This is a genomic window from Streptomyces sp. NPDC059224 (assembly GCF_042754285.1).
In the GTDB taxonomy this organism is placed as follows: Bacteria; Actinomycetota; Actinomycetes; order Streptomycetales; family Streptomycetaceae; genus Streptomyces.
In genome coordinates, this window is sequence record NZ_JBHZAN010000009.1 from 46,831 (window position 1) to 70,381 (window position 23,551).

At 70.9% G+C, this 23,551-nt stretch carries 21 protein-coding genes; 6 read left to right on the top strand and 15 right to left on the bottom strand.

Going from position 1 to position 23,551, the window contains the following annotated elements; translation table 11 throughout:
• The first annotated feature begins 57 nt into the window (after positions 1 to 57).
• From ACFXI4_RS11490 to ACFXI4_RS11505, 4 genes are all read left to right on the top strand, one after another.
• Entirely contained in the window at positions 58 to 1,416 is a 1,359-nt protein-coding gene (locus tag ACFXI4_RS11490; RefSeq protein ID WP_362724839.1) for a DUF2252 domain-containing protein, read from the top strand.
• 67 nt (positions 1,417 to 1,483) lie between these two features.
• Complete coding sequence (locus tag ACFXI4_RS11495; RefSeq protein WP_384989571.1) at positions 1,484 to 2,176, top strand: hypothetical protein; 693 nt, start codon at positions 1,484 to 1,486, stop codon at positions 2,174 to 2,176.
• Positions 2,177 to 2,275: 99 nt separating this feature from the next.
• A complete protein-coding gene (locus ACFXI4_RS11500) occupies positions 2,276 to 3,118 on the top strand; it encodes a thioredoxin domain-containing protein (RefSeq protein ID WP_384989573.1) in 843 nt (280 codons plus the stop codon).
• A 105-nt stretch (positions 3,119 to 3,223) separates the two neighbouring features.
• Entirely contained in the window at positions 3,224 to 4,894 is a 1,671-nt protein-coding gene (locus ACFXI4_RS11505) for an alkaline phosphatase D family protein (RefSeq protein WP_384989575.1), read from the top strand.
• 7 nt (positions 4,895 to 4,901) lie between these two features.
• On the opposite strand, the gene ACFXI4_RS11510 is transcribed toward ACFXI4_RS11505, so the two are convergent.
• The gene (locus ACFXI4_RS11510; RefSeq protein WP_362720012.1) at positions 4,902 to 5,471 is read right to left on the bottom strand and encodes a dienelactone hydrolase family protein; all 570 of its coding nucleotides are present in this window, start codon (positions 5,469 to 5,471) and stop codon (positions 4,902 to 4,904) included.
• Positions 5,472 to 5,573: 102 nt separating this feature from the next.
• Between ACFXI4_RS11510 and ACFXI4_RS11515 the strand changes: the two genes are divergently transcribed.
• Positions 5,574 to 6,686, top strand: a complete 1,113-nt coding sequence (locus ACFXI4_RS11515) for a mechanosensitive ion channel family protein (RefSeq protein WP_384989793.1) — start codon at positions 5,574 to 5,576, stop codon at positions 6,684 to 6,686.
• Positions 6,687 to 6,701: 15 nt separating this feature from the next.
• On the opposite strand, the gene ACFXI4_RS11520 is transcribed toward ACFXI4_RS11515, so the two are convergent.
• The 6 genes from ACFXI4_RS11520 to ACFXI4_RS11545 all read right to left on the bottom strand — a co-directional run bounded on the left by ACFXI4_RS11520 (position 6,702) and on the right by ACFXI4_RS11545 (position 12,138).
• Positions 6,702 to 7,442, bottom strand: coding sequence for an SDR family NAD(P)-dependent oxidoreductase (locus ACFXI4_RS11520; RefSeq protein WP_384989577.1), 741 nt, complete (start codon positions 7,440 to 7,442; stop codon positions 6,702 to 6,704).
• Between the two features lie 79 nt (positions 7,443 to 7,521).
• Entirely contained in the window at positions 7,522 to 9,108 is a 1,587-nt protein-coding gene (locus ACFXI4_RS11525) for a Na+/H+ antiporter (protein ID WP_384989578.1), read from the bottom strand.
• Positions 9,109 to 9,182: 74 nt separating this feature from the next.
• Positions 9,183 to 9,653, bottom strand: coding sequence for a GNAT family N-acetyltransferase (locus ACFXI4_RS11530; protein ID WP_362720019.1), 471 nt, complete (start codon positions 9,651 to 9,653; stop codon positions 9,183 to 9,185).
• Positions 9,650 to 10,594, bottom strand: coding sequence for an RluA family pseudouridine synthase (locus ACFXI4_RS11535; protein WP_384989579.1), 945 nt, complete (start codon positions 10,592 to 10,594; stop codon positions 9,650 to 9,652). Before ACFXI4_RS11535 ends, ACFXI4_RS11530 begins: the two co-directional genes overlap by 4 nt.
• A gap of 97 nt (positions 10,595 to 10,691) precedes the next feature.
• On the bottom strand, positions 10,692 to 11,300 hold the full coding sequence (lspA, locus tag ACFXI4_RS11540; protein ID WP_384989580.1) for a signal peptidase II: 609 nt from the start codon (positions 11,298 to 11,300) through the stop codon (positions 10,692 to 10,694).
• Between the two features lie 67 nt (positions 11,301 to 11,367).
• On the bottom strand, positions 11,368 to 12,138 hold the full coding sequence (locus ACFXI4_RS11545; protein WP_384989581.1) for a TraR/DksA family transcriptional regulator: 771 nt from the start codon (positions 12,136 to 12,138) through the stop codon (positions 11,368 to 11,370).
• A gap of 737 nt (positions 12,139 to 12,875) precedes the next feature.
• On the opposite strand from ACFXI4_RS11545, the gene ileS reads away from it, so the two are divergent.
• Positions 12,876 to 16,013, top strand: a complete 3,138-nt coding sequence (gene ileS / locus ACFXI4_RS11550) for an isoleucine--tRNA ligase (protein ID WP_384989582.1) — start codon at positions 12,876 to 12,878, stop codon at positions 16,011 to 16,013.
• Positions 16,014 to 16,238: 225 nt separating this feature from the next.
• On the opposite strand, the gene ACFXI4_RS11555 is transcribed toward ileS, so the two are convergent.
• The 8 genes from ACFXI4_RS11555 to murG form a co-directional block, all read right to left on the bottom strand.
• Positions 16,239 to 17,534 carry a DivIVA domain-containing protein gene (locus ACFXI4_RS11555; RefSeq protein ID WP_384989584.1) on the bottom strand — a complete coding sequence of 432 codons (1,296 nt, stop codon included), beginning with the start codon at positions 17,532 to 17,534 and terminating at the stop codon, positions 16,239 to 16,241.
• A gap of 55 nt (positions 17,535 to 17,589) precedes the next feature.
• Positions 17,590 to 17,874 carry a YggT family protein gene (locus ACFXI4_RS11560; RefSeq protein ID WP_046729537.1) on the bottom strand — a complete coding sequence of 95 codons (285 nt, stop codon included), beginning with the start codon at positions 17,872 to 17,874 and terminating at the stop codon, positions 17,590 to 17,592.
• A 49-nt stretch (positions 17,875 to 17,923) separates the two neighbouring features.
• Positions 17,924 to 18,565 carry a cell division protein SepF gene (locus tag ACFXI4_RS11565; RefSeq protein WP_362728551.1) on the bottom strand — a complete coding sequence of 214 codons (642 nt, stop codon included), beginning with the start codon at positions 18,563 to 18,565 and terminating at the stop codon, positions 17,924 to 17,926.
• A 126-nt stretch (positions 18,566 to 18,691) separates the two neighbouring features.
• Positions 18,692 to 19,411: a YggS family pyridoxal phosphate-dependent enzyme gene (locus ACFXI4_RS11570; protein WP_384989586.1), complete on the bottom strand. Its 720-nt coding sequence runs from the start codon at positions 19,409 to 19,411 to the stop codon at positions 18,692 to 18,694.
• A 6-nt stretch (positions 19,412 to 19,417) separates the two neighbouring features.
• Positions 19,418 to 20,146: a peptidoglycan editing factor PgeF gene (gene pgeF / locus ACFXI4_RS11575; protein ID WP_384989588.1), complete on the bottom strand. Its 729-nt coding sequence runs from the start codon at positions 20,144 to 20,146 to the stop codon at positions 19,418 to 19,420.
• A gap of 10 nt (positions 20,147 to 20,156) precedes the next feature.
• The gene (gene ftsZ, locus ACFXI4_RS11580; protein ID WP_384989589.1) at positions 20,157 to 21,359 is read right to left on the bottom strand and encodes a cell division protein FtsZ; all 1,203 of its coding nucleotides are present in this window, start codon (positions 21,357 to 21,359) and stop codon (positions 20,157 to 20,159) included.
• A gap of 277 nt (positions 21,360 to 21,636) precedes the next feature.
• Positions 21,637 to 22,431, bottom strand: coding sequence for a cell division protein FtsQ/DivIB (locus ACFXI4_RS11585; protein ID WP_384989794.1), 795 nt, complete (start codon positions 22,429 to 22,431; stop codon positions 21,637 to 21,639).
• 28 nt (positions 22,432 to 22,459) lie between these two features.
• Positions 22,460 to 23,548: an undecaprenyldiphospho-muramoylpentapeptide beta-N-acetylglucosaminyltransferase gene (gene murG / locus ACFXI4_RS11590; RefSeq protein WP_384989590.1), complete on the bottom strand. Its 1,089-nt coding sequence runs from the start codon at positions 23,546 to 23,548 to the stop codon at positions 22,460 to 22,462.
• Between the last annotated feature and the right edge of the window lie 3 nt (positions 23,549 to 23,551).

Below are 23,551 nucleotides of genomic sequence, written 5' to 3' on the forward strand. Positions count from 1 at the left end.
CGGAGGAGAGATCCGCCCCACATGTCACGCATCACCCGTACCAGGAGGCACCCAGCGATGTCGGTCCCCCAGCTCAACGACGAGCAGCGCGGCGAGGAGATCCTCGCCGTCTTCGACACCGCCTTCGGCGAGCTCCTGGCCGCCGACCCGGCCGCGTTCCGCGTGAAGTTCCGGAAGATGGCGGCCTCGGCCTTCGCCTTCTACCGGGGCTCGGCGGCGCTCTTCTACCACGACGTGGACGCCGAGAACGCCGGGCGGGGCGGTGGGCGGCCGTACAGCGGGCCGTTCCTGGACGAGCGCACCTCGCGTGTGTGGATCCACGGTGACCTGCACGCGGAGAACTTCGGCACGTACATGGACTCCAACGGCCGCCTGGTCTTCAACGTCAACGACTTCGACGAGGCCTACGTCGGCCCCTTCACCTGGGACCTCAAGCGCTTCTCCGCCTCCATCGCGCTGATCGGGTACGCGAAGGCGCTCAGCGACGAGCAGATCACCGAGCTGGTGGAGGTGTACGCGGGCGCGTACCGGGAGCGGATCCACTCGCTGGCGACCGGCGCCAAGAGCGACGAGGTCCCGCCGTTCACCCTGGACAGCGCCGAGGGCCCGCTGCTCGGCGCGCTGCGCGCGGCCCGCTCGCTGACCCGCTTCGAGCTGCTGGACTCGATGACGGAGATCCGCGACTGGGAGCGCCGCTTCGCCGCCGGCGGCGGCTCGATCGAGCTGGACGCCGCCACCCGCTACAAGGTCCTCGCGGCCTTCGACGGCTACCTGGAGACGCTTCCGGAGTCGTCCCTGTCCCGCCCGGACTCCTACCGCGTGAAGGACGTCGTCGGCCGCCGCGGCATCGGCATCGGCTCGGCCGGCCTGCCGTCGTACAACATCCTCCTGGAGGGCGCCACGGACGCCCTGGAGAACGACGTCGTGATCTACATCAAGCAGGCCCAGACCCCGGCCGTCTCCCGGCACATCACGGACCCGGCGATCGGTGACTACTTCCTGCACGAGGGCCACCGCACGGTGATCTCCCAGCGTGCCCTCCAGGCGCACGCCGACCCGTGGCTGGGCTGGACCGAGCTGGACGGCTCGGGGCAGCTGGTCGCCGAGGTGTCGCCGTACGCGGTGGACCTGGACTGGGCCGACATCGACGACCCGGAGGAGATCGCGACGGTCGTCGCGGACCTCGGCCGGGCCACGGCGTCGATGCACTCCGCGGCCGACGACACCTCCGGCGAGTCGCTGGTGCCGTTCTCCACCGAGCGGGCCATCGACGCGGCGATCGCGGCGGACCCCGACAACGGCGCGGGCTTCGACCGGCTCCTCGTGGACTTCGCGCACAGCTACGGCGCACGCGCGCGGGCCGACCACCAGATCTTCGTCGACCTGTTCCGCAACGGCCGGATTCCAGGCCTGTAACCTTCGCGGATTCACAGGGACCTTTTAGGGGTCCCCTACATGAGTACGTGACAGACTCTCCACCGCTATGGACATATCCGGGACCCAGCTCAGAGCCGTGCGCGCGGCGCTGTTCACGGCCTTCGTCGTGACGCTCAGCACCGCGTCGCACGTGCTGCTGTCCCGGGCCCCGCTGCCGTTGACCACGGTGGCAGCGGTCGCCGCCGGCGTGTTCCTCACGGCGTACGCGCTGGCGGCCCGCGAGCGCGGCTTCGGCCGGATCGCGGCCCTGCTGGTCCCGCTGGAGCTGGCCGCCGACACGGTCTTCACCACCGGCCAGCACGCCTGCTACGGCCGGGCGGGCGGCCCCGTCGCCGGCCCGCTGCGCGCGGTCGGTCTCGACGTGCTGTGCCACGGCGGCGCCGTCGGCACCCCGCTGGCGCAGATGACCGGCGGCTCCCGGGCCGCCGCGGCCCTCGCCCACGCCGACCCGACCGCCGCCTGGCTGCTGCTGGCCGCGCACGTCGGCGTCGGCCTGCTGGCCGCCGCCTGGCTGCGCCGCGGCGAGCGCGCCCTGACCCAGCTGCTGCGCGCGGTCGCCGCCACCACCTTCCGCCCGCTGCTCCTCGCGGTCGCCGCGGGCACGGTGCGGCCGGCTCCGGTACGGCGGCTGCCGCGTCCGGCGCCGCGCACGGCCACCGCCCGCAACCCGGTCCTCGTGCACTCCCTGGGACGGCGTGGACCGCCGTGCTCCCGGGCGCTCGCGCCGTCCTTCGGCTGAGCGTCCTCCGGCTTGAGCACACCCCTCGTTCGAGCACGACGAGTCCCCCACACGTATCCCGCGTACGACATGTGCGCGTCCCATATGGAGATCACCAACATGAGCAAGCGGAACAGCGCGGCTGCCAAGAACGCGGCCCGGGAGCGACTGCGCGTCGAGCGCGAGAAGCAGGCCAAGCGCGCCAAGGTCAAGCGCCAGGTCATCGTGGCCTGCTCGGTCGTGGCCGTGCTGGCCGCGGCGGGCGGCATAGGTTACGCCGTCGTCCAGGCCAACAAGCCCGGCTACTGGGAGGACGAGAGGTCCGCCAAGGTGGTCGCCCCGGCCAACACCACGGGCACCGACGGCACCACGGTCGTGATCGGCAAGTCCACCGCCCCGAAGACCCTCAAGGTCTACGAGGACCCGCGCTGCCCGATCTGCGCCCAGTTCGAGCAGACCGTCGGCCCGACGGTGAAGAAGGACATCGACGACGGCAAGTTCAAGATCCAGTACATCGGCGGCACCTTCCTCGACGGCGACTCGCTCGGCAAGGGCAAGATCGGTACACGCGGCGAGGGATCCAAGAACGCATTGAGCGCCATGGGCGCCGCACTGAACGTCAGCGACGAGGCCTTCCTGGAGTACAAGACCGCGCTGTACTCGACGAAGTGGCACCCGTCGGAGGACGAGGACAAGTTCAAGAGCGACAAGTACCTCATCGAGGTCGCCGACACGGTACCGGCCCTGAAGAACAACAAGTCCTTCCAGGACGCGGTGAACACTGGTAAGTACGACGCCTGGGCGCTGGCCATGTCGAAGACGTTCGACACCAACAAGGACGGCGTGACGGGCACCCCGAGCTTCGTCATGAACGGCAAGATGCTCACGGCCGACTCCAACGGCAACCCGCCGATGACGGTCGAGGCCTTCAACTCCGTGGTGGACGCGGCCCTCAAGGCGTGAACAGGGCGGTTGTGCACAGGCCCGGCACCAGCTCCGGGTGAAGAGCAGGCGAACTTTCACCGGTTCGCCTGCTCTTGTTCGTACCAGTCAGTAACCTGACCGGACGTGACCAGTCGATACAGATCAACTCAGGCTTCTGAGGGTGTCAACTCCCTCTCCCCGCGCCGCCGTACGGTCGTCAAGGCCGCGGCGGCGACGGCTGTCCTGGCCGCCCCGCTCGCCGCCGCGCTGCCGGCCCGGGCCGCCTCCGACGCCCCCGCCTTCCTGCACGGCATCGCCTCCGGCGACCCGCTGCCCGACGGCGTCCTGCTGTGGACCCGGGTGACCCCGAGCGCCGACGCCACCCCGGGCTCCGGTGCGGGCGCCGACACCGAGGTCAGCTGGGTCGTCGCCACCGACAAGGCGCTGACCCACGTGGTCTCCCGCGGCTCCGTCACCGCGACCGCCGCCTCCGACCACACCGTCAAGGCCGACATCCGCGGCCTCGCCCCCGCCACCGACTACTGGTTCCGGTTCTCGGCCGGCGGCACCGACACCGCCGTCGCGCGCACCCGCACCGCACCGGCCGCCGACGCCGCCGTCTCCGGCCTGCGCTTCGGAGTCGTCTCCTGCGCCAACTGGGAGGCCGGCTACTTCGCCTCCTACCGTCACCTGGCGGCCCGCGGCGACCTGGACGCGTGGCTGCACCTCGGCGACTACATCTACGAGTACGGCACCGGCGAGTACGGCACCCGCGACACCGTGGTGCGCCCACACGCGCCGACCCACGAGATCATCACCCTCGCCGACTACCGCATACGCCACGGCAAGTACAAGACCGACACCGACCTGCAGGCCCTGCACGCCAAGGCGCCGGTCATCGCGATCTGGGACGACCACGAGTTCGCCAACGACTCCTGGTCCGGCGGCGCCGAGAACCACACCGAGGGCGCCGAGGGCGCCTGGACGGCCCGTCAGGCGGCCGCCAAGCAGGCCTACTTCGAGTGGATGCCGGTCCGACCGGCCATCGCCGGCACCACCTACCGCCGGCTGCGCTTCGGCAAGCTCGCCGACCTCTCCCTGCTCGACCTGCGCTCCTTCCGCTCCCAGCAGGTCTCCACCGGCAGCGGTTCGGTCGACGACCCGGACCGCACGATCACCGGCCGCGCCCAGCTCGACTGGCTGAAGGCCGGTCTGAAGGCCTCCGACACCACCTGGCGCCTGGTCGGCAACTCGGTGATGATCTCGCCGTTCGCCATCGGCTCGCTCTCCGCCGACCTGCTGAAGCCGCTCGCCAAGCTGCTCGGCCTGCCGCAGGACGGCCTCGCCCTCAACACCGACCAGTGGGACGGCTACACCGACGACCGCCGCGAGCTGCTGGCCCACCTGCGCTCCAACGCGATCGGCAACACGGTGTTCCTGACCGGCGACATCCACATGGCGTGGGCCAACGACGTGCCGGTGGACGCCGGCACGTACCCGCTCTCCGCCTCCGCGGCCACGGAGTTCGTGGTCACCTCGGTGACCTCCGACAACCTGGACGACATCCTCAAGGTCTCCCCCGGTGTCGTCTCCACCGTCGCCGCGCCGATCATCCAGCTGGCCAACCGCCACGTGCACTGGGTCGACACCGACCGGCACGGCTACGGCATCCTGGACATCACCGCGGCCCGGGCGCAGATGGACTACTACGTCCTCTCCGACAGGACGAAGGCCGACGCGACCTCGTCCTGGGAGCGTTCGTACCGCACCCGCAGCGGCACCCAGAAGGTCGAGCGCACCTACGACCCGGTGTAGCCGTCCCCTACAGCGTGTCGAGGAAGCCGAGCGCCACCCGCCAGGTGGCCTCGGCGGCCTCCTCGTCGTAGTCGGGCAGCCCGGCGTCGGTGTAGAGGTGGCCGGCGCCCGGGTACCGGTAGATCTCCACATCGGCGCCGGCCCGGCCCATCTGCAGATACCAGGCGCTCAGCCAGTCGTCCGTCTCGAAGGCGTCCGGCTCGGCCACGTGCAGCTGTACCGGCAGCTCGTCCACCGCGACGTTCGGCGCGATGTCCGAGGTGCCGTGCAGGAGCAGCAGCCCGCGCGCCCGCTCGTCGCCGAGCGCCAGCGTCTGCGCGACCGAGGCGCCCAGCGAGAACCCCGCGTACACCAGTCCGCGCTCCGAGTAGGGCGCCGCCGCCAGCACGGCCCGCTTCAGCAGTTCGTCCTTGCCGATCGACTCGTTGAACTCCATGCCCTCCTCGACGGTGTCGAACGTGCGCCCTTCGAAGAGGTCCGGCGTCCACACCTCGTGCCCCGCGGCACGCAGCCGGTCCGCGGCCTCGCGCACCGCGGGCCTGAGGCCATAGGTCGAGTGAAAGAGCATGATGTTCATGCGCCCATGGTGCCAGCCCGCCCGGACGGTCCGTGTGACGCCCTCGACACCGTCCGGCATGTTCAGGACCCCGCCGTTCTGGTTACGTTCGACCCCATGGACATGGAGAACGCACTCCGCCCGCTGATCGTCGTCGGCGGCGCCGTCGTCCTCACCCTGCTGATCGGCTGGGCGACCGACCTGCTGCTGCGCAAGGCCGACGACCGCCACACCGAGACACCGTTGTGGGGTCTGCTGCGCCGCGCCCGCATCCCCTACCAGCTGGTCCTCTGCGCCGCCCTGCTCAGAGGCTCCTACGACCAGGCCGAGCTGCTCCTGGGCCACCGGGTCGCCGTCGGCCAGTTGCTGACCCTGGTGCTGATCGGGTCGGCGGCCTGGCTGGTGGTGCGGATCGCGGCGGCGATCGTCGAGTCCTCCTACACCCGCTACGCCCGCGGCCACACCGACGCGGCCCGGGTCCGCCGGGTGCGCACCCAGGTCTCGCTGATCATGCGGGTGGTGACGGCGGTCGTCGGCGTGGTGGCCGTGGCGGCGATGCTGCTGACCTTCCCCGCGATGCGCGCGGCCGGCGCCTCGCTGCTGGCCTCCGCCGGAATCCTCGGCATCGTCGCCGGTGTGGCCGCACAGTCCACGCTGTCGAACATGTTCGCGGGGCTGCAGATCGCCTTCGGCGACATGGTGCGCCTCGGCGACACGGTCGTGGTCGACGGCGAGTGGGGCACGGTCGAGGAGATCACCCTGACCTTCCTGACGGTACGGACCTGGGACGAACGACGGATCACCATGCCGGTGTCGTACTTCACCTCCAAACCCTTCGAGAACTGGTCCCGGGGCACCCCGCAGATGACCGGCGTCGTCTACTGGCACCTCGACCACACGGCACCGGTCGAGCCGATGCGCGAGAAGCTCCGGGACATCCTGCGCGACTGCCCCGCCTGGGACGGGCGGGACTACAGCCTGGTCGTCACCGATTCCACGCCGAACACGATCCAGGTGCGGGCGCTGGTGACCGCCAAGGACTCGGACGACGTCTGGAAGGTCCGGGTCACCGTCCGCGAACAGATGATCACCTGGCTGACCGCCGAGCACCCCTACGCCCTGCCCCGGGTCAACACGGCCGACGCGGTCCTGCCCCCGGGCGGGATCATCCCCTCCCAGGACGGGACGGCCCCCCGGCGCCTGCACGAGCCGCCCCGGACCGGCCGCGGCGCCTGACCGCTGCCCTCCCCGTCAGTGGCCGCGCTCGGCGCCGCCGTTGACCTGGACGATCTGCGAGGTGACGTGCCCGGCGGCCGGGGAGGCCAGCCAGTGCAGGGTGGCGGCGACGTCACCCGGTATGCCGGCCCGCCCGGTCGCCGTCTCGGCGACGAGCCGGGCCCGCCGCTCCTCCTCGAGGGGGCCGCCGAAGAACCCGGTGTCCTCGACGTAGCCGGGCGCGACCACGTTCACGGTGACCCCACGCGGCCCCAGCTGCCGCGCCAGATCGTGGGCGTAGGGATGCAGGGCCGCCTTCGCGGCCGCGTAGGACCCGGACCCCGAGCCCCGGTAGGCGGCGATGGAGCTGAGGAACAGCACCCTCCCGCCGGGGTCGGCGAGCCGGTCCTTGAGCGCCTCCGTGAGCAGGACGGCGGAGAGCGTGTTCTGCCGGAAGTTGCCCGTCCAGGTACGGGCGACGGCGTCCAGCGGGTCCCCGGCCTCCGCGTCCGGCGCGAACGCAGCGTTGCCGCCGGCACTGTGGATCAGCACGTCCACGGTGCCGATCTCGTCGGCGACGTACCGTGCCACATCCCGGACGTCGGCGGGCTCGGCCAGATCGGCGGCACGCCACTCGGCTCCCGGCACCCCCGCCCGCTCCAGCACCTCTCTGCGCCGCCCGAGCAGCAGCACCCGGTCCCCGTCGGCGGCGAACACCCGCGCCGCGGCGAGCCCGATCCCCGTTCCTCCACCACTGATCACAATGTTCCGAGCCATGATCCGAGACTACGAGGGCCCCGCCGACCCCGCCTTCGGATATCCACAACCGCCGTACGTTCGTATGACCGTCAGGTGATCAGCGCAGACTGCGGACGTCCAGGTGCCGCAGCACCCGGTCCACGATCTCCGGATCGGCCCCCTGCTCGCTCCGCGCCGCCAGCACCTCGTGCCGGGCCGCGCTCAGCATCTCCTGCTGGATCCGCCGCAGCCGCTTCAACCGCTTCGCCCGCTTGTCGTGGCCCTCGCGCCGCTCGCCCTCCACCACCTCGGGACTGATCCGGAATCCGATCTCGAAGGCCCGCCGCAGCATCTGCTCCGTCACGTCCTCCGGCAGGTCCTCGACCTGCTCGATCTCCTTCAGCCGCCGCCGTGCGGCCTTCGCCGCCCGCAGCGCAAGTTCCTTCTCGAACTTCTTCTCCTGGTCGGTGTCGGCCCGCACCCCCAGCCGCTTCACCAGCCAGGGCAGGGTCAGCCCCTGGAGGACCAGGGTCGCCATGATCACACCGAACGCGATGAAGACGATCTCGTCCCGGTCCGGGAAGGGGGATCCGTCGTCGGTCTTCAGGGGAATGGCCAGGGCCAGCGCCACCGACGCCACTCCGCGCATCCCGGACCACCACATCACCACCGTCTCCCGCCAGCCGGTCGGGATCTCCTCGTCGTAGTCCCGCCGGGCGTGCAGCCGCTTGGTCAGCCAGGTCGCCGGCAGCAGCCACACCAGCCGGACCACGACGACCACGCCCACCGTCGCGGCCGCCCAGCCGAGCAGCTCGCCCCAGCGGCCGGACGCCGTACGGATCGCGTTGTGCAGCTCCAGGCCGATCAGCCCGAACGCGACGCCGGTGACCAGCGTGTCGACGATGTCCCAGAAGGTGTATCCGGCGAGCCGGGTCAGTACGTCGTCGGCGTCGGTGGCGTACTCGGCGATGAACAGCGCCGTGGTCAGCACGGCGAGCACCCCGGAGCCGTGCAGTTCCTCGGCGAGGACGTAGGAGACGTACGGGACCAGCAGGGTCAGGCCGATCTGGAGGGTCGCGTCGCCGAGCACGGCCATCAGCTTGTTCGCGCCCCAGCCGAGCGCCAGCCCCACCGCGACCGCGACCACGGCGGAGAGGAGGAAGTCCAGTCCGGCCCCCCAGGGCGAGAACGTGCCGCTGACCACGGCGGCGATCGCCACGTGGTAAAGGACGATGGCCGTGACGTCGTTGAAGAGGCCTTCGCCCTCCAGGATCGACACCAGCCTGCGCGGCAGGCCGAGCTGCCCGGCGACGGCGGTCGCGGCGACCGGGTCGGGCGGGGCGACCAGCGCGCCCAGCGCCACGGCGGCGGCGATCGGCAGCCCGGGCACGATCGCGCCGGCGACGACGGCCACGCACACCGTGGTGACGAACACCAGGGCCACCGCGAGCAGGAAGATCGGCCGCTTGTTGGCCGTGAACTGGCGCCAGGAGGTTCGCCGCACGGCGGCGTAGAGCAGTGGCGGCAGCAGGGCGGGCAGGATCAGCTCGGGCGGGATGTTCACGTTCGGCACGAAGTCGGCCACCGCGAGGACGATCCCGAACAGGGTCATCAGCACGGGCGCCGGCAGCCCCAGCCGGTCTCCCACCGGGACGCTCACCAGAGCCCCGAGCAGCAGCACGAACAACAGGGCCAACTGATCCACGGCCAGCGCTCCGGGAGTCGACGATCACACGGCGGGCCTCCAGCCTGCCACGCGGTCTCCCGGCACGGGCTGCGCTACAGGGCGCGCCGCATCCCCTGGTGCGGGATGCCCGCCTCCTCGTACTCCGGGCCGTAGGGCTCGTAGCCCAGCCGTTCGTAGAAGCCCAGCGCGTGCGTCTGCGCGTGCAGGTCCACCGCGCTCAGGCCACGCGCGCGGGCCGCGTCCTCGATGGCCCGGACCAGGGCCACGCCTATGCCGAGGCCGCGGGCCTCCTCGGAGACCGCGAGCCGACCCAGGGAGCCGAGGGACAGGTCGCCGCCGGTCTTCTCCAGGGCCGCCTCGCCGTGCAGCAGCCGGCCGGTGCCGAGCGGTACGCCGTCCTCGCGGATCGCCAGCACGTGCAGGGCCACGGGGTCGTACGCGTCGTACTCGATGTCCTCGGGGACGCCCTGTTCGACGACGAAGACCTGCTTGCGCACGGCGAAGCACGCCTCCAGGTCCGCGGGGTCCTCGGCGACCCGTACGTCGTACGCGCGCGTGCTCATCCGTACGTCTCCTCGCGGACCTGGTCCAGCGCCTTGCTCAGGTCTTCCGGGTAGTCGCTCTCGAACTCGGCCCAGTCGCCGGTGCCGGGGTGCTCGAAGCCGAGCCGGACCGCGTGCAGCCACTGCCGGCTCAGGTGCAGCCGCTTGGCGAGCGTGGGGTCGGCGCCGTAGGTGAGGTCGCCGACGCAGGGGTGGCGGTGGGCCGCCATGTGGACGCGGATCTGGTGGGTGCGGCCGGTCTCCAGCTTCACGTCCAGCAGGGAGGCCGCGCGGAACGCCTCGATGAGGTCGTAGTGGGTCACGGAGGGCTTGCCGTCGGCCGTGACCGCCCACTTGTAGTCGTGCTGGGGGTGGCGGCCGATGGGGGCGTCGATGGTGCCGCTGGTCGGGTCCGGGTGGCCCTGCACGAGCGTGTGGTAGCGCTTGTCGACCGTGCGCTCCTTGAACTGGCGCTTGAGCGAGGTGTACGCGCGCTCCGACTTGGCCACCGCCATCAGGCCGGAGGTGCCGACGTCGAGGCGGTGCACGATGCCCTGGCGCTCGGCGGCGCCGGAGGTGGAGATCCGGTAGCCGGCCGCCGCCAGACCGCCGATGACGGTCGGGCCGGTCCAGCCGGGGCTGGGGTGCGCGGCCACGCCGACCGGCTTGACGACGACGACCACGTCATCGTCGTCGTACACGATCTCCATGCCCTCGACGGGCTCCGCGACGATCTGCACGGGCGCGGGCGCCCCCGGCATCTCGACCTCCAGCCAGGACCCGCCGCTGACCCGCTCCGACTTGCCGACCACCGCGCCGTCGACCTGGACCTTGCCCGCCGCGGCCAGCTCGGCCGCCTTGGTGCGGGAGAAGCCGAACATGCGGGAGATGGCGGCGTCGACGCGCTCGCCCTCCAGGCCGTCGGGCACGGGCAGGGTTCGGATCTCGGGAAGGGTACTCACCCGTCGAGTATGCCGGACCGCGCCGACAGCGCCGTACGCGAGCCCGTCCGGCCCGCGCTCCGGCCCCGGCACCCGGCCCGGGCCGTCCCGGCGCCGGTCAGTCCTTGTGGACGGTGCCGTCCGGGTCCAGGCCGCGGAAGGAGAGCAGGACGATCAGGATGCCGCCGCAGACGATCGCCGAGTCGGCCAGGTTGAACACCGCGAACCCCTTGGGCGCGATGAAGTCGACGACCTGGCCCTCGAAGACGCCCGGCGAGCGGAAGATCCGGTCGGTGAGATTGCCGAGCGCACCGCCCAGCAGCAGGCCCAGGGCGACCGCCCAGGGGAAGCTGTAGAGCTTGCGGGCCAGCCGGAAGATCACGACGATCACGGCCGCCGCGATCACCGTGAAGATGATCGTGAAGGCGCCGCCGAACCCGAAGGCGGCGCCCGGGTTGCGGATCGCGTGGAACTCCAGCCAGTCGCCGATGACCTCGATCGGCGCGTGGTGCTCCAGCTTCGCGACCACGATCATCTTGCTGACCAGGTCGAGGGCGTACGCGAAGGCGGCCACCGCGAACAGCAGGGCGATCCGGCGTCCGCGCCCGGGCCGCCGTTCGTCCACGGCTCCCTGCTGCTCCGCGCCGGACACGCCGGGTGCCGCCGTCTCCTCACCGCCGTCGTCCGGAGTTTCCGGCGTACCGATGATGCGCTCCGCCTCTGCCACGTGAGTCCCTCAACCTAGGTGCCTGCCTCGGGACGAGACTACGGCACGCCCCACGCGACCCCGATGCTCAGTAGCGGCGTTCCTGCTTCTGCTTGCACTCGACGCACAGGGTCGCCCTCGGGAAGGCCTGCATCCGGGCCTTTCCGATGGGGTTCCCGCAGTTCTCGCAGAGTCCGTAGGTGCCCGCGTCGAGCTTCTCCAGGGCCCGCTCGGTCTGCTCGAGCATCTCGCGCGCGTTGGCGGCCAGCGACAGCTCGTGCTCGCGGGTGATGTTCTTGGTGCCGGTGTCGGCCTCGTCGTCACCGGCGCCGTCCCCGGAGTCCCGCATCAGACCGGCCAGGGCGCTGTCGGAGGCGTCCAGCTCGGCACGCAGCCGCAGTGCCTCGGTCATCAGCTCGGTGCGCGCCTCCTCGACCTCCTCAGGCGCCCACGGGTCCTCGCCGGGACGCACCGCGAGCTCGCCCGGAGCCGCCGTGGCGACCCGCGCCTTGGGGACGGCGGTGTCCGCCGCCGCAGCGGCCCTGCCAGGGGTCTTCTTCGCAACCACCGTCGTGGCTCCCGTCTGCTTCGCGGCCCGCGCCGCGCCCGCCTTCTTGGCCGTGCTCTTCTTGGCCGTGCCCTTCACCGCCGCGGTCCTCGTCGCCGCGGACCCGGAGGCGCTCTTCTCCGGCTTCCCCGTGACGCCCTTGGCAGCCCCGGCCGCTCTCTTTCCCGCCGGCTTCGTCCCGGCGGCCTTCCTCGCGTCCGCTCTCTTTTCGTCCAGCTTCTTGCCGTCCGCCTTCTCCACCGGCGTCCCCGGCCCGCCCGCCTTCCCGGCAAAGCCCTTCTCACCAGCCATTTCGTCCGTCCCGGCGGACGCTCCCGCGCGCGTGCCCCGTTTCCTGGCGCCCCCCTCGGTGTCGCCGTCGGAGGCAGCCGCGCCCCTGGATCGGCCGGACGCCGACTGCTGTACGGCGGTCTTCTTCGCCACCATGGCCGCGGCCCCTTCACATATTGTGATCTTGCACGCGAATCGTGCTGGGACGATAAATCGACCTGAGTCCCTCGGCAACGGGGCACGCCGCCCGATCCGCCCGCCCCGCACCCCCCACGCAGCCGGTATGCATGCGTTGTGCCCAGCTCCCCGCGCGGTAATCCGCCGAGCCGGACATCCCTGGATGCGAACACGCGTACCGCGCCATTCGGGTCATCTCGACAGCCGGACGGCCGGGCGGCGCCGGTGCCCGGAAAACGGGTCGGCCGCTGTCCGTGCGGCGCCGTACACTGGTCGGAGCGAGAAGCGTGGATGGGGACGAGTAGCGGCGTACGCAGCCCAGAGCGACCCGGGGACGGTGGGAGCCCGGGGGCGAGCGCGACGTGAAGATCACCCCGGAGCCGCCGGAAGAAAGCCGCAGCCGAAGGGCGGGGGCGAGTAGAACCGGTTTCGCGACCCCAATGAGGGGGCTCCGCGGCACGTACGGCGGCCGGGGAGCCAAGGAGGGTGGTACCGCGGGAGCGCGCCGCACACGGCGTCCGCAAGACAAGGCTCTCGTCCCTCCGACGGAAGGCAGCAAGTCCGTTGGAGGAAGCTCGCAGATGACAGCGCCGACGTACCGCCAGGTGCCCGCACAGGTCGACCTGCCCGCCCTCGAGCACGCCGTGCTCGACTTCTGGCGCGAGCAGAAGATCTTCGCCAAGACCCTGGAGCAGTCCGAGGGCCGCCCCGAGTGGGTGTTCTACGAGGGGCCGCCCACCGCCAACGGCATGCCCGGCGCCCACCACATCGAGGCGCGCGTCTTCAAGGACGTCTTCCCGCGCTTCCGCACCATGCGCGGCTACCACGTGGCCCGCAAGGCCGGCTGGGACTGCCACGGCCTGCCCGTGGAGCTGGCGGTCGAGAAGGAGCTGGGCTTCAGCGGCAAGCCCGACATCGAGGCGTACGGCGTCGCCGAGTTCAACGCGAAGTGCCGGGAGTCCGTCCTCCGGCACACCGACGCGTTCTCCGAACTGACGACCCGCATGGGCTACTGGGTCGACCTCGACGACGCGTACGTGACCATGGACCCCGAGTACATCGAGTCGGTCTGGTGGTCGCTCAAGGAGATCTTCGGCAAGGGCCTGCTGGTCCAGGACCACCGCGTCGCCCCCTGGTGCCCGCGGTGCGGCACCGGCCTGTCCGACCACGAGCTGGCGCAGGGCTACGAGACGGTCGTCGACCCCTCCGTGTACGTCCGTTTCCCGCTCACCTCCGGTCCGCTCGCCGGCCAGGCCGCGCTCCTGGTGTGGACGACCACCCCGTGGACCCTGGTGTCCAACACGGCGGTCGCCGCGCACCCGGAGGTCACCTACGTCGTCGCCACCAACGGCGAGGAGCGGCTCGTCGTCGCCGGGCAGCTGGTCGCCAAGGCGCTCGGCGAGGGCTGGGAGACCACGGGTGAGACCTTCACCGGCGCCGAGATGGAGCGCTGGACCTATCAACGTCCGTTCGAGCTCGTGGAGTTCCCGGAACCGGCGCACTACGTCGTGAACGCGGAGTACGTCACGACCGAGGACGGTACGGGTCTGGTCCACCAGTCCCCCGCCTTCGGTGAGGAGGACCTCAAGGTCTGCCGCGCCTACGGCCTGCCGGTGGTGAACCCGGTCCGCCCGGACGGCACCTTCGAGGAGGACGTCCCGCTGGTCGGCGGCGTCTTCTTCAAGAAGGCCGACGAACGCCTCACCGAGGACCTGGCGCAGCGCGGCCTCCTCTTCAAGCACCTGCCGTACGAGCACAGCTACCCGCACTGCTGGCGCTGTCACACCGCGCTGCTCTACTACGCGCAGCCGTCCTGGTACATCCGCACCACGGAGATCAAGGACCGGCTCCTCCAGGAGAACGAGAAGACGAACTGGTTCCCGGAGACCGTCAAGCACGGCCGCTACGGGGACTGGCTGAACAACAACATCGACTGGGCGCTGTCCCGCAACCGCTACTGGGGCACCCCGCTGCCGATCTGGCGCTGCGAGGACGACCACCTCACCGTGGTCGGTTCCCGCGCGGAGCTCACCGAGCTGACCGGCACCGACCAGTCGGGCCTGGACCCGCACCGCCCGTTCATCGACGAGGTCACCTTCGCCTGCCCGCAGTGCGCGAAGACGGCCACGCGCGTGCCGGAGGTCATCGACGCCTGGTACGACTCGGGCTCGATGCCGTTCGCGCAGTGGGGCTACCCGTACAAGAACAAGGAGCTGTTCGAGAGCCGCTACCCCGCCCAGTTCATCTCCGAGGCGATCGACCAGACGCGAGGGTGGTTCTACACCCTCATGGCGGTCGGCACGCTGGTCTTCGACAAGTCGTCGTACGAGAACGTGGTGTGCCTCGGCCACATCCTCGCCGAGGACGGCCGCAAGATGTCCAAGCACCTGGGCAACATCCTGCAGCCGATCCCGCTCATGGACCGGCACGGCGCGGACGCGGTGCGCTGGTTCATGGCCGCCGGCGGATCCCCGTGGGCGGCCCGCCGGGTCGGCCACGGCACCATCCAGGAGGTCGTGCGCAAGACCCTCCTGACGTACTGGAACACGGTCGCCTTCCAGGCGCTGTACGCCCGCACGTCGAACTGGGCGCCGAGCGCGGCGGACCCGGCTCCGGCCGACCGCCCGCTGCTCGACCGCTGGCTGCTGTCCGAGCTGCACGCGCTCACCGACCAGGTGACCCAGGCGCTGGAGGCGTACGACACCCAGCGCGCCGGCAAGCTGCTGTCCGCGTTCGTCGACGACCTGTCCAACTGGTACGTCCGCCGCTCGCGCCGCCGCTTCTGGCAGGGCGACAAGGCCGCGCTGCGCACGCTGCACGAGGTGGTGGAGACCGTCACCAGGCTGATGGCCCCGCTGACCCCGTTCATCACCGAGCGGGTCTGGCAGGACCTGGTGGTGCCGGTCACCCCAGGCGCACCGGAGTCGGTACACCTGACCTCCTGGCCGGAGGCGGACCTGTCCGCGATCGACCCGGAGCTGTCCCGGCAGATGCTTCTGGTACGACGGCTCGTGGAGCTCGGCCGGGCCACGCGCGCGGAGTCGGGCGTCAAGACCCGTCAGCCGCTGTCCCGGGCGCTGGTCGCCGCGGTCGGCTTCGACGCGCTCGCCCCGGAGCTGCACACGCAGATCACCGACGAACTGAACGTCTCCTCGCTGGCGTCGCTGTCCGAGGTGGGCGGCTCCCTGGTGGACACCACCGCCAAGGCCAATTTCCGGGCGCTGGGCAAGCGGTTCGGCAAGCGGGTGCAGGACGTGGCGAAGGCGGTCGCCGCGGCGGACGCGGCCGCGCTGTCGCTGGCGCTGCGCGAGGGCACGGCGTCGGTGGAGGTCGGCGGCGAGACCGTGACGCTGGCACCGGACGAGGTGATCATCACGGAGACGCCTCGTGAGGGCTGGTCGGTGGCGTCGGACTCCGGTGCGACCGTCGCGCTCGACCTGGAGATCACGGAGGAGCTGCGCCAGGCGGGGCTCGCCCGGGACGCTATCCGGCTGATCCAGGAGGCGCGCAAGAACAGCGGGCTCGACGTGGCCGACCGGATCGCGCTGCGGTGGGTGTCGACCGACCCGGCGGTGATCGCGGCGCTGGCGGAGCATGCCGAGCTGATCGCGGACGAGGTGCTGGCGACGGACTTCGCGCAGGGCGAAGGTGAGGACGGCTACGGGGCGCCCTTCACCGACGAGGGGTTGTCGCTGACGTTCCGCCTGCGGAAGGCGTAGGCGCCGGTCTCGGCCAGGAGGGGCCCGTTCTTCCCACCAGGGGGAGGACGGGCCCCTCCTCATGGCCACGGCCCGCCACACCACCGTGCGCGGTTCCCCGCGCCCCTCGACGCCGGCCCCGTGCCGGGACGTGCAACGCGCATAAACAGGGCGGGCCCCGGATCGAGATCCGGGGCCCGCCCTGTCATGCTCTGCCGACGACTGCGACGCGCTACGCGCCCGCCGTCAGTTGTCGTCCTCGTCGATGAGGAAGCCGCGCATCGGGGACGGCGCCTGGCCCATCGGAGAGGGGCCCTGCGGGCGTACCGGTGCCATCGGCTGGGTCATCGCCGGCGTCATCTGCTGCTGGCCGCCGTAGGACGGCGGAGCGGCAGACGGGCCGCCCATGGGCTGGCCGCCGTAGGACGGGGCGCTCGCGCCGGCCGGGGCCATGGAGGGCGCCGGGGACGGCGGCAGGGAAGCCGTGGCGGGGGTACGCGGCGGCGCCAGCGAGTCGTCGGCCTGGGTCTCCAGCTGACGCAGCTGCGACTCCAGGTACGACTTCAGACGCGTGCGGTACTCACGCTCGAAGCCTCGCAGGTCCTCGACCTTGCGCTCCAGCGTGGCGCGCGCGGACTCCAGGGAGCCCATGGCGACGCGGTGCTTCTCCTGCGCGTCCCGCTCCAGCGCGTCCGCCTTGGCACGGGCGTCACGCTCCAGACCCTCGGCGCGGCTGCGGGCCTCGCCGACGATCTTGTTGGCCTCGGAGCGGGCCTCGGCGATCGCCTGGTCGGCGGTCTGCTGGGCCAGCGAGAGGACGCGGGCGGCGCTGTCGCCACCAGGGCCCTGACCGGGGCCGCCCATCGGACCGCCCATGGGGCCGCCCATCGGGCCGCCCATCTGCTGCTGCATGGGGGGCTGGCCGCCCATCGGGCCCTGGCCCATGCCCTGGCCCATCGGACCCTGGCCCATCGGACCACCCTGGCCCATCGGACCACCCTGGCCCATGGGGCCCTGACCCATCGGACCCTGACCCATCGGGCCGCCCTGGCCCATGGGGCCCTGACCCATCGGACCCTGACCCATCGGACCAGGACCCTGCGGACCGCCCTGGCCACTGGGACCGGCCGGCAGCTGCGGGGCGCCGCTCGGCAGCTGCGGGGGACCGCCCATGGGGCCACCCATCTGCTGCTGCGGCGGGCCCGATATGCCGGCGGGCACCGGAGCGCCGGGACCTCGCATGCCCTGCTGGGGCATGCCACCCTGCTGCGGCATGCCGCCCTGCTGGGGCATACCGCCCTGGGGCATGCCGCCCTGCTGGTCCTGCGGCTCCGGAGGCTTGCGCATGTTCTGCTGGTTCTGGGCAGCCGCGCGCGTGGCCGCGGCCAGTTTGGCGCGCAGGTCCTCGTTCTCGCGGAGCAGGCGCGTCAGTTCGGCTTCGACCTCATCGAGGAAGGCATCGACCTCGTCCTCGTCATAGCCTTCTCGGAGGCGGACGGTCGTGAACTGCTTGTTCCGCACGTCCTCGGGGGTCAACGGCATCTCTTCACCTCAACGTAGTCGTCGGCATCGGCAAGACGGTAGGTCACATCGCTCATCACAGCCGACCAACGATCGCGATCAGGATGTAGACGATGATCATCAGTACGAAGAAGGACAGGTCGAGCGCCACGCCCCCGAGACGCAGCGGCGGGATGAACCGCCGCAGAAGCTTGAGCGGTGGATCGGTGACAGTGTAAGTGGCCTCAAGTACGACCACCATCGCCTTGCCTGGTTGCCATGAGCGGGCGAACTGGAACACGTAGTCCATGACCAACCGGAAGATCAGCACGATGAGGAAGCACATCAGCGCGATGTAGATCACATCAAGGAACACGCTCATGATCCGTGCTTCCCTCTCCCCTGTTCCATCTTCCTACCGGTGTGGTGTCTCAGCTCTGGTTGAAGAACCCGCCCTCTGCGATGCGGGCCTTGTCCTCCGCCGTGACATCGACGTTAGCAGGCGACAACAGGAACACCTTCTGCGTCACCCGCTCGATGCTGCCGTGAAGACCAAACACCAAACCGGCCGCAAAGTCGACAAGTCGCTTCGCGTCTGTGTCATCCATCTCAGTCAGATTCATGATCACCGGGGTGCCCTCACGGAAGTGTTCCCCGATGGTACGGGCCTCGTTGTAGGTCCGGGGGTGGAGTGTGGTGATCCGGTACGGCTCTCGTTCCGACACGACCTTGGGCATGATCACCGGTGCGTTCTTCTCCAGGCTCGCGCGTTCTTGTGTGATGGACGCCACGGGGGCGATACGCGCCGGGCGACCCGATTCCACGGGCAGCGACGCGGAATGCGACACCGGCTCACGCGGCGCCGGCGGTTGCACCACTCGCACCGAATCGTCCCTTTGGGACTGGTGTGCTCCGTGGGACTGGTGTGACGGCTCATGCCGTCGATGGTCCCGTTCGGGCTCCGGGTCCAGTTCGGGCTCGAAGTCGTCGTCAGGGTCGAATCCGCGGCCGTCGTACCCATCGTCCTCCACGAGGCCGAGGTAGACCGCCATCTTGCGCATCGCGCCGGCCATGCTCTGAGTCCTCCGCTCTGTGGTGGATCGGTGACGACTGCCAAGTCCCGCGATCCACGTGGCCGTTGTGCCCATATTGGGCCACATTGACCATATTTTCTGCTGTGGTCCGACTTCTTGGCGACGTTACCCGAGCCCGGGGCGGACGCCGAGTACCGCAGTGCCGACGCGCACATGTGTCGCCCCGGCGGCCACGGCTTCCTCCAGGTCCGCACTCATCCCTGCGGAGACCATGTTCGCAGCCGGATGGGCTCGGCGCAGGTCGGTCGACAAATCCATCAACCGCTCGAACGCCGCCCGTTGACGCCCCGCGTACTCCCCGGAGAGCGGAGCGACGGTCATCAGGCCGCCGAGCCGCAGACCCGGCGATCCGGCGACCTGGTCGGCCAACTCTTCGATTCCGCCCGGTGCCACGCCGCCGCGCTCCCCCCTTCCGCTCGCGCCCGCGTCCAGCGCGACCTGAAGGAGGCACCCCACCTCGCGCCCGGCCCGCACCGCCTCCCTCGACAGCGCCTCGACGAGCCTGGAACGGTCGACGGACTGCACGAGATCCGCGTAACCCACCACGGACCGCACTTTATTGGTCTGCAATTGACCGACAAAGTGCCAGGCGAGGGGCAGATCCGCGCATTCGGCGGCCTTGGGGGCGGCGTCCTGGTCCCGGTTCTCGGCGACATGGCGCACGCCGAGCCCCGACAGGATCCGCACATCGCTCGCCGGGTAGGTCTTGGTGACCACGATCAGGGTCACCTCGGCCCGCTTGCGCCCGGCCGCCGCACAGGCGGCGCCGATGCGCTCCTCCACTTTCGCCAGGTTCGCGGCGAGTTCGGTCCTACGGTCCGTCATGCCCCATCAGTCCAGCCATACATAGCCCGCGAGCCGCCCGGTGGTACGGTCCCGACGGTACGAGAAGTGATCATCCGACTCCCGCGTGCACACCGGCGACTGCGCCCGGTCGAGCACCCCGGCGCGCGCGAGCTGCGCGTGCACGCCGGCGCTCACGTCGACCGCGGGGGTGCCCCAGCTGGTCTCGGCGTGCGCCGCCGGCTCGACGGCGGCCACTTCGGCCCGCATCGCCTCCGGCACCTCGTAGCACCGTCCGCAGACGGCGGGTCCGGTGCGGGCGACGATCCGGGCCGGTTCGGCGCCGAGCGAGACCATGGCGCCGATCGCGGCCGGCACGATCCCCTTCACCATGCCCGGCCGTCCGGCGTGGGCGGCGGCGACCACTTTGGCCACCGGGTCGGCCAGCAGGACCGGCACGCAGTCTGCGGTCAGCACGGCGAGGGCGAGCCCCCGCGTCGCGGTCACCAGTCCGTCCACCTCGGGGGTGGGCCCGGTGGTCCACGGCCCTTCGACCTCGGCCACGTCGTTGCCGTGCACCTGGTTCATCCAGACCACCCGGCCGGGGTCCAGGCCCAGCGACCTGGCGGCCAGCTCACGGTTGGTCCGTACCACGGCGGGGTCGTCACCGACCGCCCCGCCCAGGTTGAGCTGCTCGTACGGAACGGCGCTCACCCCGCCCCACCTGTCGGTGAAGCCGAAGTGCGCGCCGTTCACGGTTTCGCGCTGTCCTATCACGTCAGAAGGATCACTTGAGGAAGTCCGGTACGTCCAGTTCCTCGGCCGCGCTGTCCGTGTAGGAACGCGACGGCGGGACCGGCGGGGCGACCGGGATGTCGGCCACCGGCTCGGGCGCCGGCTCCGGCTCCTCCTTCGGGGTCACGCTGCCGAGCGAGCCGAAGGACGGGCGGGACTCGGGCTGCCGGACCGGAGCGGGCTCCTCGCGGCGGGCCGAGGCCGAGGCCGAGGACGAGCCCAGCACGTTGTCCCGGCGGGCCGGGGGCTGGCCCCCGTCGAAGCCGGCCGCGATGACCGTCACCCGGACCTCGTCGCCGAGGGCGTCGTCGATGACCGCGCCGAAGATGATGTTGGCCTCGGGGTGGGCGGCCTCGCTGACCAGCTGGGCGGCCTCGTTGATCTCGAACAGGCCGAGGTCGGAACCGCCGGAGATGGAGAGCAGCACGCCCCGGGCGCCGTCGATGGAGGCCTCCAGGAGCGGCGAGGAGATCGCCATCTCGGCGGCGGCCACCGCACGGTCGTCGCCGCGGGCCGAACCGATGCCCATGAGCGCCGAGCCGGCCTCGGACATGACGGACTTGACGTCGGCGAAGTCGAGGTTGATCAGGCCGGGCGTGGTGATGAGGTCGGTGATGCCCTGGACGCCGGAGAGCAGGACCTGGTCGGCCGACTTGAACGCGTCGAGGACCGAGACCTGGCGGTCCGAGATGGAGAGCAGCCGGTCGTTCGGGATGACGATGAGGGTGTCGACCTCCTCGCGGAGTTCCGCGATGCCGTCCTCGGCCTGGTTGGCGCGGCGCCGGCCCTCGAAGGTGAAGGGGCGGGTGACCACGCCGATGGTGAGCGCGCCCAGCGAGCGGGCGATGTTGGCCACGACGGGGGCGCCGCCGGTGCCGGTGCCGCCGCCTTCGCCGGCCGTCACGAAGACCATGTCGGCCCCCTTGAGGACCTCCTCGATCTCCTCGCGGTGGTCCTCGGCGGCCTTGCGGCCGACGGCCGGGTTGGCGCCGGCGCCGAGTCCACGGGTGAGTTCACGGCCGACGTCGAGCTTGACGTCGGCGTCGCTCATCAACAGCGCCTGAGCGTCGGTGTTGATGGCGATGAACTCGACGCCCTTGAGACCGACCTCGATCATCCGGTTGATGGCATTGACACCACCGCCGCCGACACCGATGACCTTGATGACTGCGAGGTAGTTCTGCGGTGCTGCCACGTCGAAGGCCTCTCGCCTCGAATTACGTTGCCGTCGCCATGCGATGCCCGCGCGGGACGGCAGATGCCGATTGGGACGGTCCGTAGCGCCGACCCGAACCCTAACGTTGAAGTTTAGGGTTACCAGTGTGTCCGTTCCTTGAAGTCTTCTGAACAGGACACTAAGTCGACAAGTGGCGCCCGTTCAACGAACACGCCGAACCTCCCGTTTTTCTTTTCACCCTATGTGATCAGCCGTAGCAGTGCCCAACCAGGGTGCTGGCCTGCGCTGATGTGCGTCAACTCGCCGCTGACGCAGGGGCGGTGGGAACACTTACGTCGAAGTACCGCGCGCCGGAGGCGGCTTTCATGAGGGCGGTGAGCGTGCGCGCCTTGGCGGCGCCGTTCTCGGCGCTGCCCCACTCGACCGTGCGGCCGCCGCTCAACTCCAGCGTGATGTCGTCGTAGGAACGGACCTTGAGGGTCCGGGTGTCCCGGCGGACGGCGGCCGGAATGTCACCCGCGACCTCCACCGCTTCCCGCACCAGCCGGCCGGTGCCGAAGCGGCGCAGGCTCGCGGTGGCCGAACCGGACCGGGACAGACTCAATTCCAGCGCCGGAGCACCTTTCGGTGCCTGCGAAACCGTCGCGAACCGTACGCCTTTCTTGTCCACTTCGGTGAACTTTCCGCCCTTTTCGATGAGCAGGACGGGCGTACGCTCGGTCACTTTCAGCCCGATTCCACGGGGCCAGGAACGGACGACGTCGATCTCGTCAATGCGGGGCAGTTTCCGGCGCAGTCGGGCCTCGACGGCGTCCGTGTCGACCGAGACGAGCGGCGCCCCGACCGGAACGCCGGCCGCCTCCCGCACCTCCTCGGGCGTGAGAACGGCCGTCCCGGAGACGGAGACGTGCCGCACGCGCAGCCACGGGGAGCCGTACAGCAGCCAGACGGAGCCGGAGCCCAGGAGCACAACCCCCAGGGCCAGAATGACGATCATACGAAAGCGGCGGTTTCCCCACCGCCGGGCGGGCCGCGGGCCGGACGACTCCTGCTGGCGTTGACCGCGCTCGGCGGTGGTCGGTCCGGCCACGCTGCTCACTTGCCTTTCGTCGTACCGCCTAACGGCCGGCGGCGATCGCCTCGTACACCATCCCGACGAGCAGGTCGTCGGCGTCCCGGCGGCCGAACTCGCTTGCCGCGCGGGACATTTCGTACAGCCGGTGCGGATCGGCGAGCACGGGCAGGACGTTCTGCTGCACCCACTCCGGGGTGAGTTCCGCGTCGTCGACCAGCAGGCCGCCGCCGGCCTTGACCACCGGCTGGGCGTTCAGCCGCTGTTCGCCGTTGCCGATGGGCAGCGGGACGTAGGCGGCCGGGAGTCCGACGGCGGAGAGTTCGGCGACGGTCATCGCACCCGCGCGGCAGAGCATCATGTCGGCCGCCGCGTACGCGAGGTCCATCCGGTCCAGGTAACTTACCGGGACATACGGCGGCATCCCCGGCATCTGGTGTACCTGCGGCAGTTCGTTCTTCGGGCCGACCGCGTGCAGGATCTGGATGCCCGCCTGCTGGAGCCAGGGCGCCACCTGCTGGGTGACCTCATTGAGGCGGCGGGCACCCTGGGAGCCGCCGGAGACCAGCAGGGTGGGCAGGTTGGGGTCGAGGCCGAAGCGGTGACGGCCCTCCGGGCGGGCGGCCGCGCGGTCCAGCACGGAGATCGAGCGGCGCAGCGGGATGCCGATGTAGCGGGCGTCGCGCAGCTTGCTGTCCGGGGTGGAGACCGCGACCCGGGCGGCGTACCGGGAGCCGATCTTGTTGGCGAGGCCGGGACGGGCGTTGGCCTCGTGGATCACGATCGGCACACCGAGCCGCTTGGCGGCGAGGTAGGCGGGCAGGGCGACATAGCCGCCGAAGCCGACGACGCAGTCCGCCTTGGTGCGCTCCAGGATCTGCTCGGCCGCCTTGATGGTGCCGCGCAGCCGGCCCGGCACGGTGATCAGTTCAGGGGTGGGCTTGCGGGGCAGCGGCACCGCCGGGATCAGGGCGAGCTCGTAGCCGCGCTCGGGCACCAGCCTGGTCTCCAGACCGCGCTCCGTGCCCAGGGCCGTGATCCCCACGGTGGGGTCCTGCCTGCGCAGGGCGTCCGCGAGGGCGAGCGCGGGCTCGATGTGGCCGGCGGTCCCCCCACCAGCGAGTACGACATGCACCGA

Bases quoted from the DNA above. Each gene is read 5' to 3' on its own strand.
- ACFXI4_RS11490 (WP_362724839.1), top strand. From the start codon at position 58: ATGTCGGTCCCCCAGCTCAACGACGAGCAGCGCGGCGAGGAGATCCTC.
- ACFXI4_RS11495 (WP_384989571.1), top strand. From the start codon at position 1,484: ATGGACATATCCGGGACCCAGCTCAGAGCCGTGCGCGCGGCGCTGTTC.
- ACFXI4_RS11500 (WP_384989573.1), top strand. From the start codon at position 2,276: ATGAGCAAGCGGAACAGCGCGGCTGCCAAGAACGCGGCCCGGGAGCGA.
- ACFXI4_RS11510 (WP_362720012.1), bottom strand. From the start codon at position 5,471: ATGAACATCATGCTCTTTCACTCGACCTATGGCCTCAGGCCCGCGGTG.
- ACFXI4_RS11515 (WP_384989793.1), top strand. From the start codon at position 5,574: ATGGAGAACGCACTCCGCCCGCTGATCGTCGTCGGCGGCGCCGTCGTC.
- ACFXI4_RS11520 (WP_384989577.1), bottom strand. From the start codon at position 7,442: ATGGCTCGGAACATTGTGATCAGTGGTGGAGGAACGGGGATCGGGCTC.
- ACFXI4_RS11530 (WP_362720019.1), bottom strand. From the start codon at position 9,653: ATGAGCACGCGCGCGTACGACGTACGGGTCGCCGAGGACCCCGCGGAC.
- ACFXI4_RS11545 (WP_384989581.1), bottom strand. From the start codon at position 12,138: ATGGCTGGTGAGAAGGGCTTTGCCGGGAAGGCGGGCGGGCCGGGGACG.
- ileS (WP_384989582.1), top strand. From the start codon at position 12,876: ATGACAGCGCCGACGTACCGCCAGGTGCCCGCACAGGTCGACCTGCCC.
- ACFXI4_RS11555 (WP_384989584.1), bottom strand. From the start codon at position 17,534: ATGCCGTTGACCCCCGAGGACGTGCGGAACAAGCAGTTCACGACCGTC.
- ACFXI4_RS11560 (WP_046729537.1), bottom strand. From the start codon at position 17,874: ATGAGCGTGTTCCTTGATGTGATCTACATCGCGCTGATGTGCTTCCTC.
- ACFXI4_RS11565 (WP_362728551.1), bottom strand. From the start codon at position 18,565: ATGGCCGGCGCGATGCGCAAGATGGCGGTCTACCTCGGCCTCGTGGAG.
- ACFXI4_RS11570 (WP_384989586.1), bottom strand. From the start codon at position 19,411: ATGACGGACCGTAGGACCGAACTCGCCGCGAACCTGGCGAAAGTGGAG.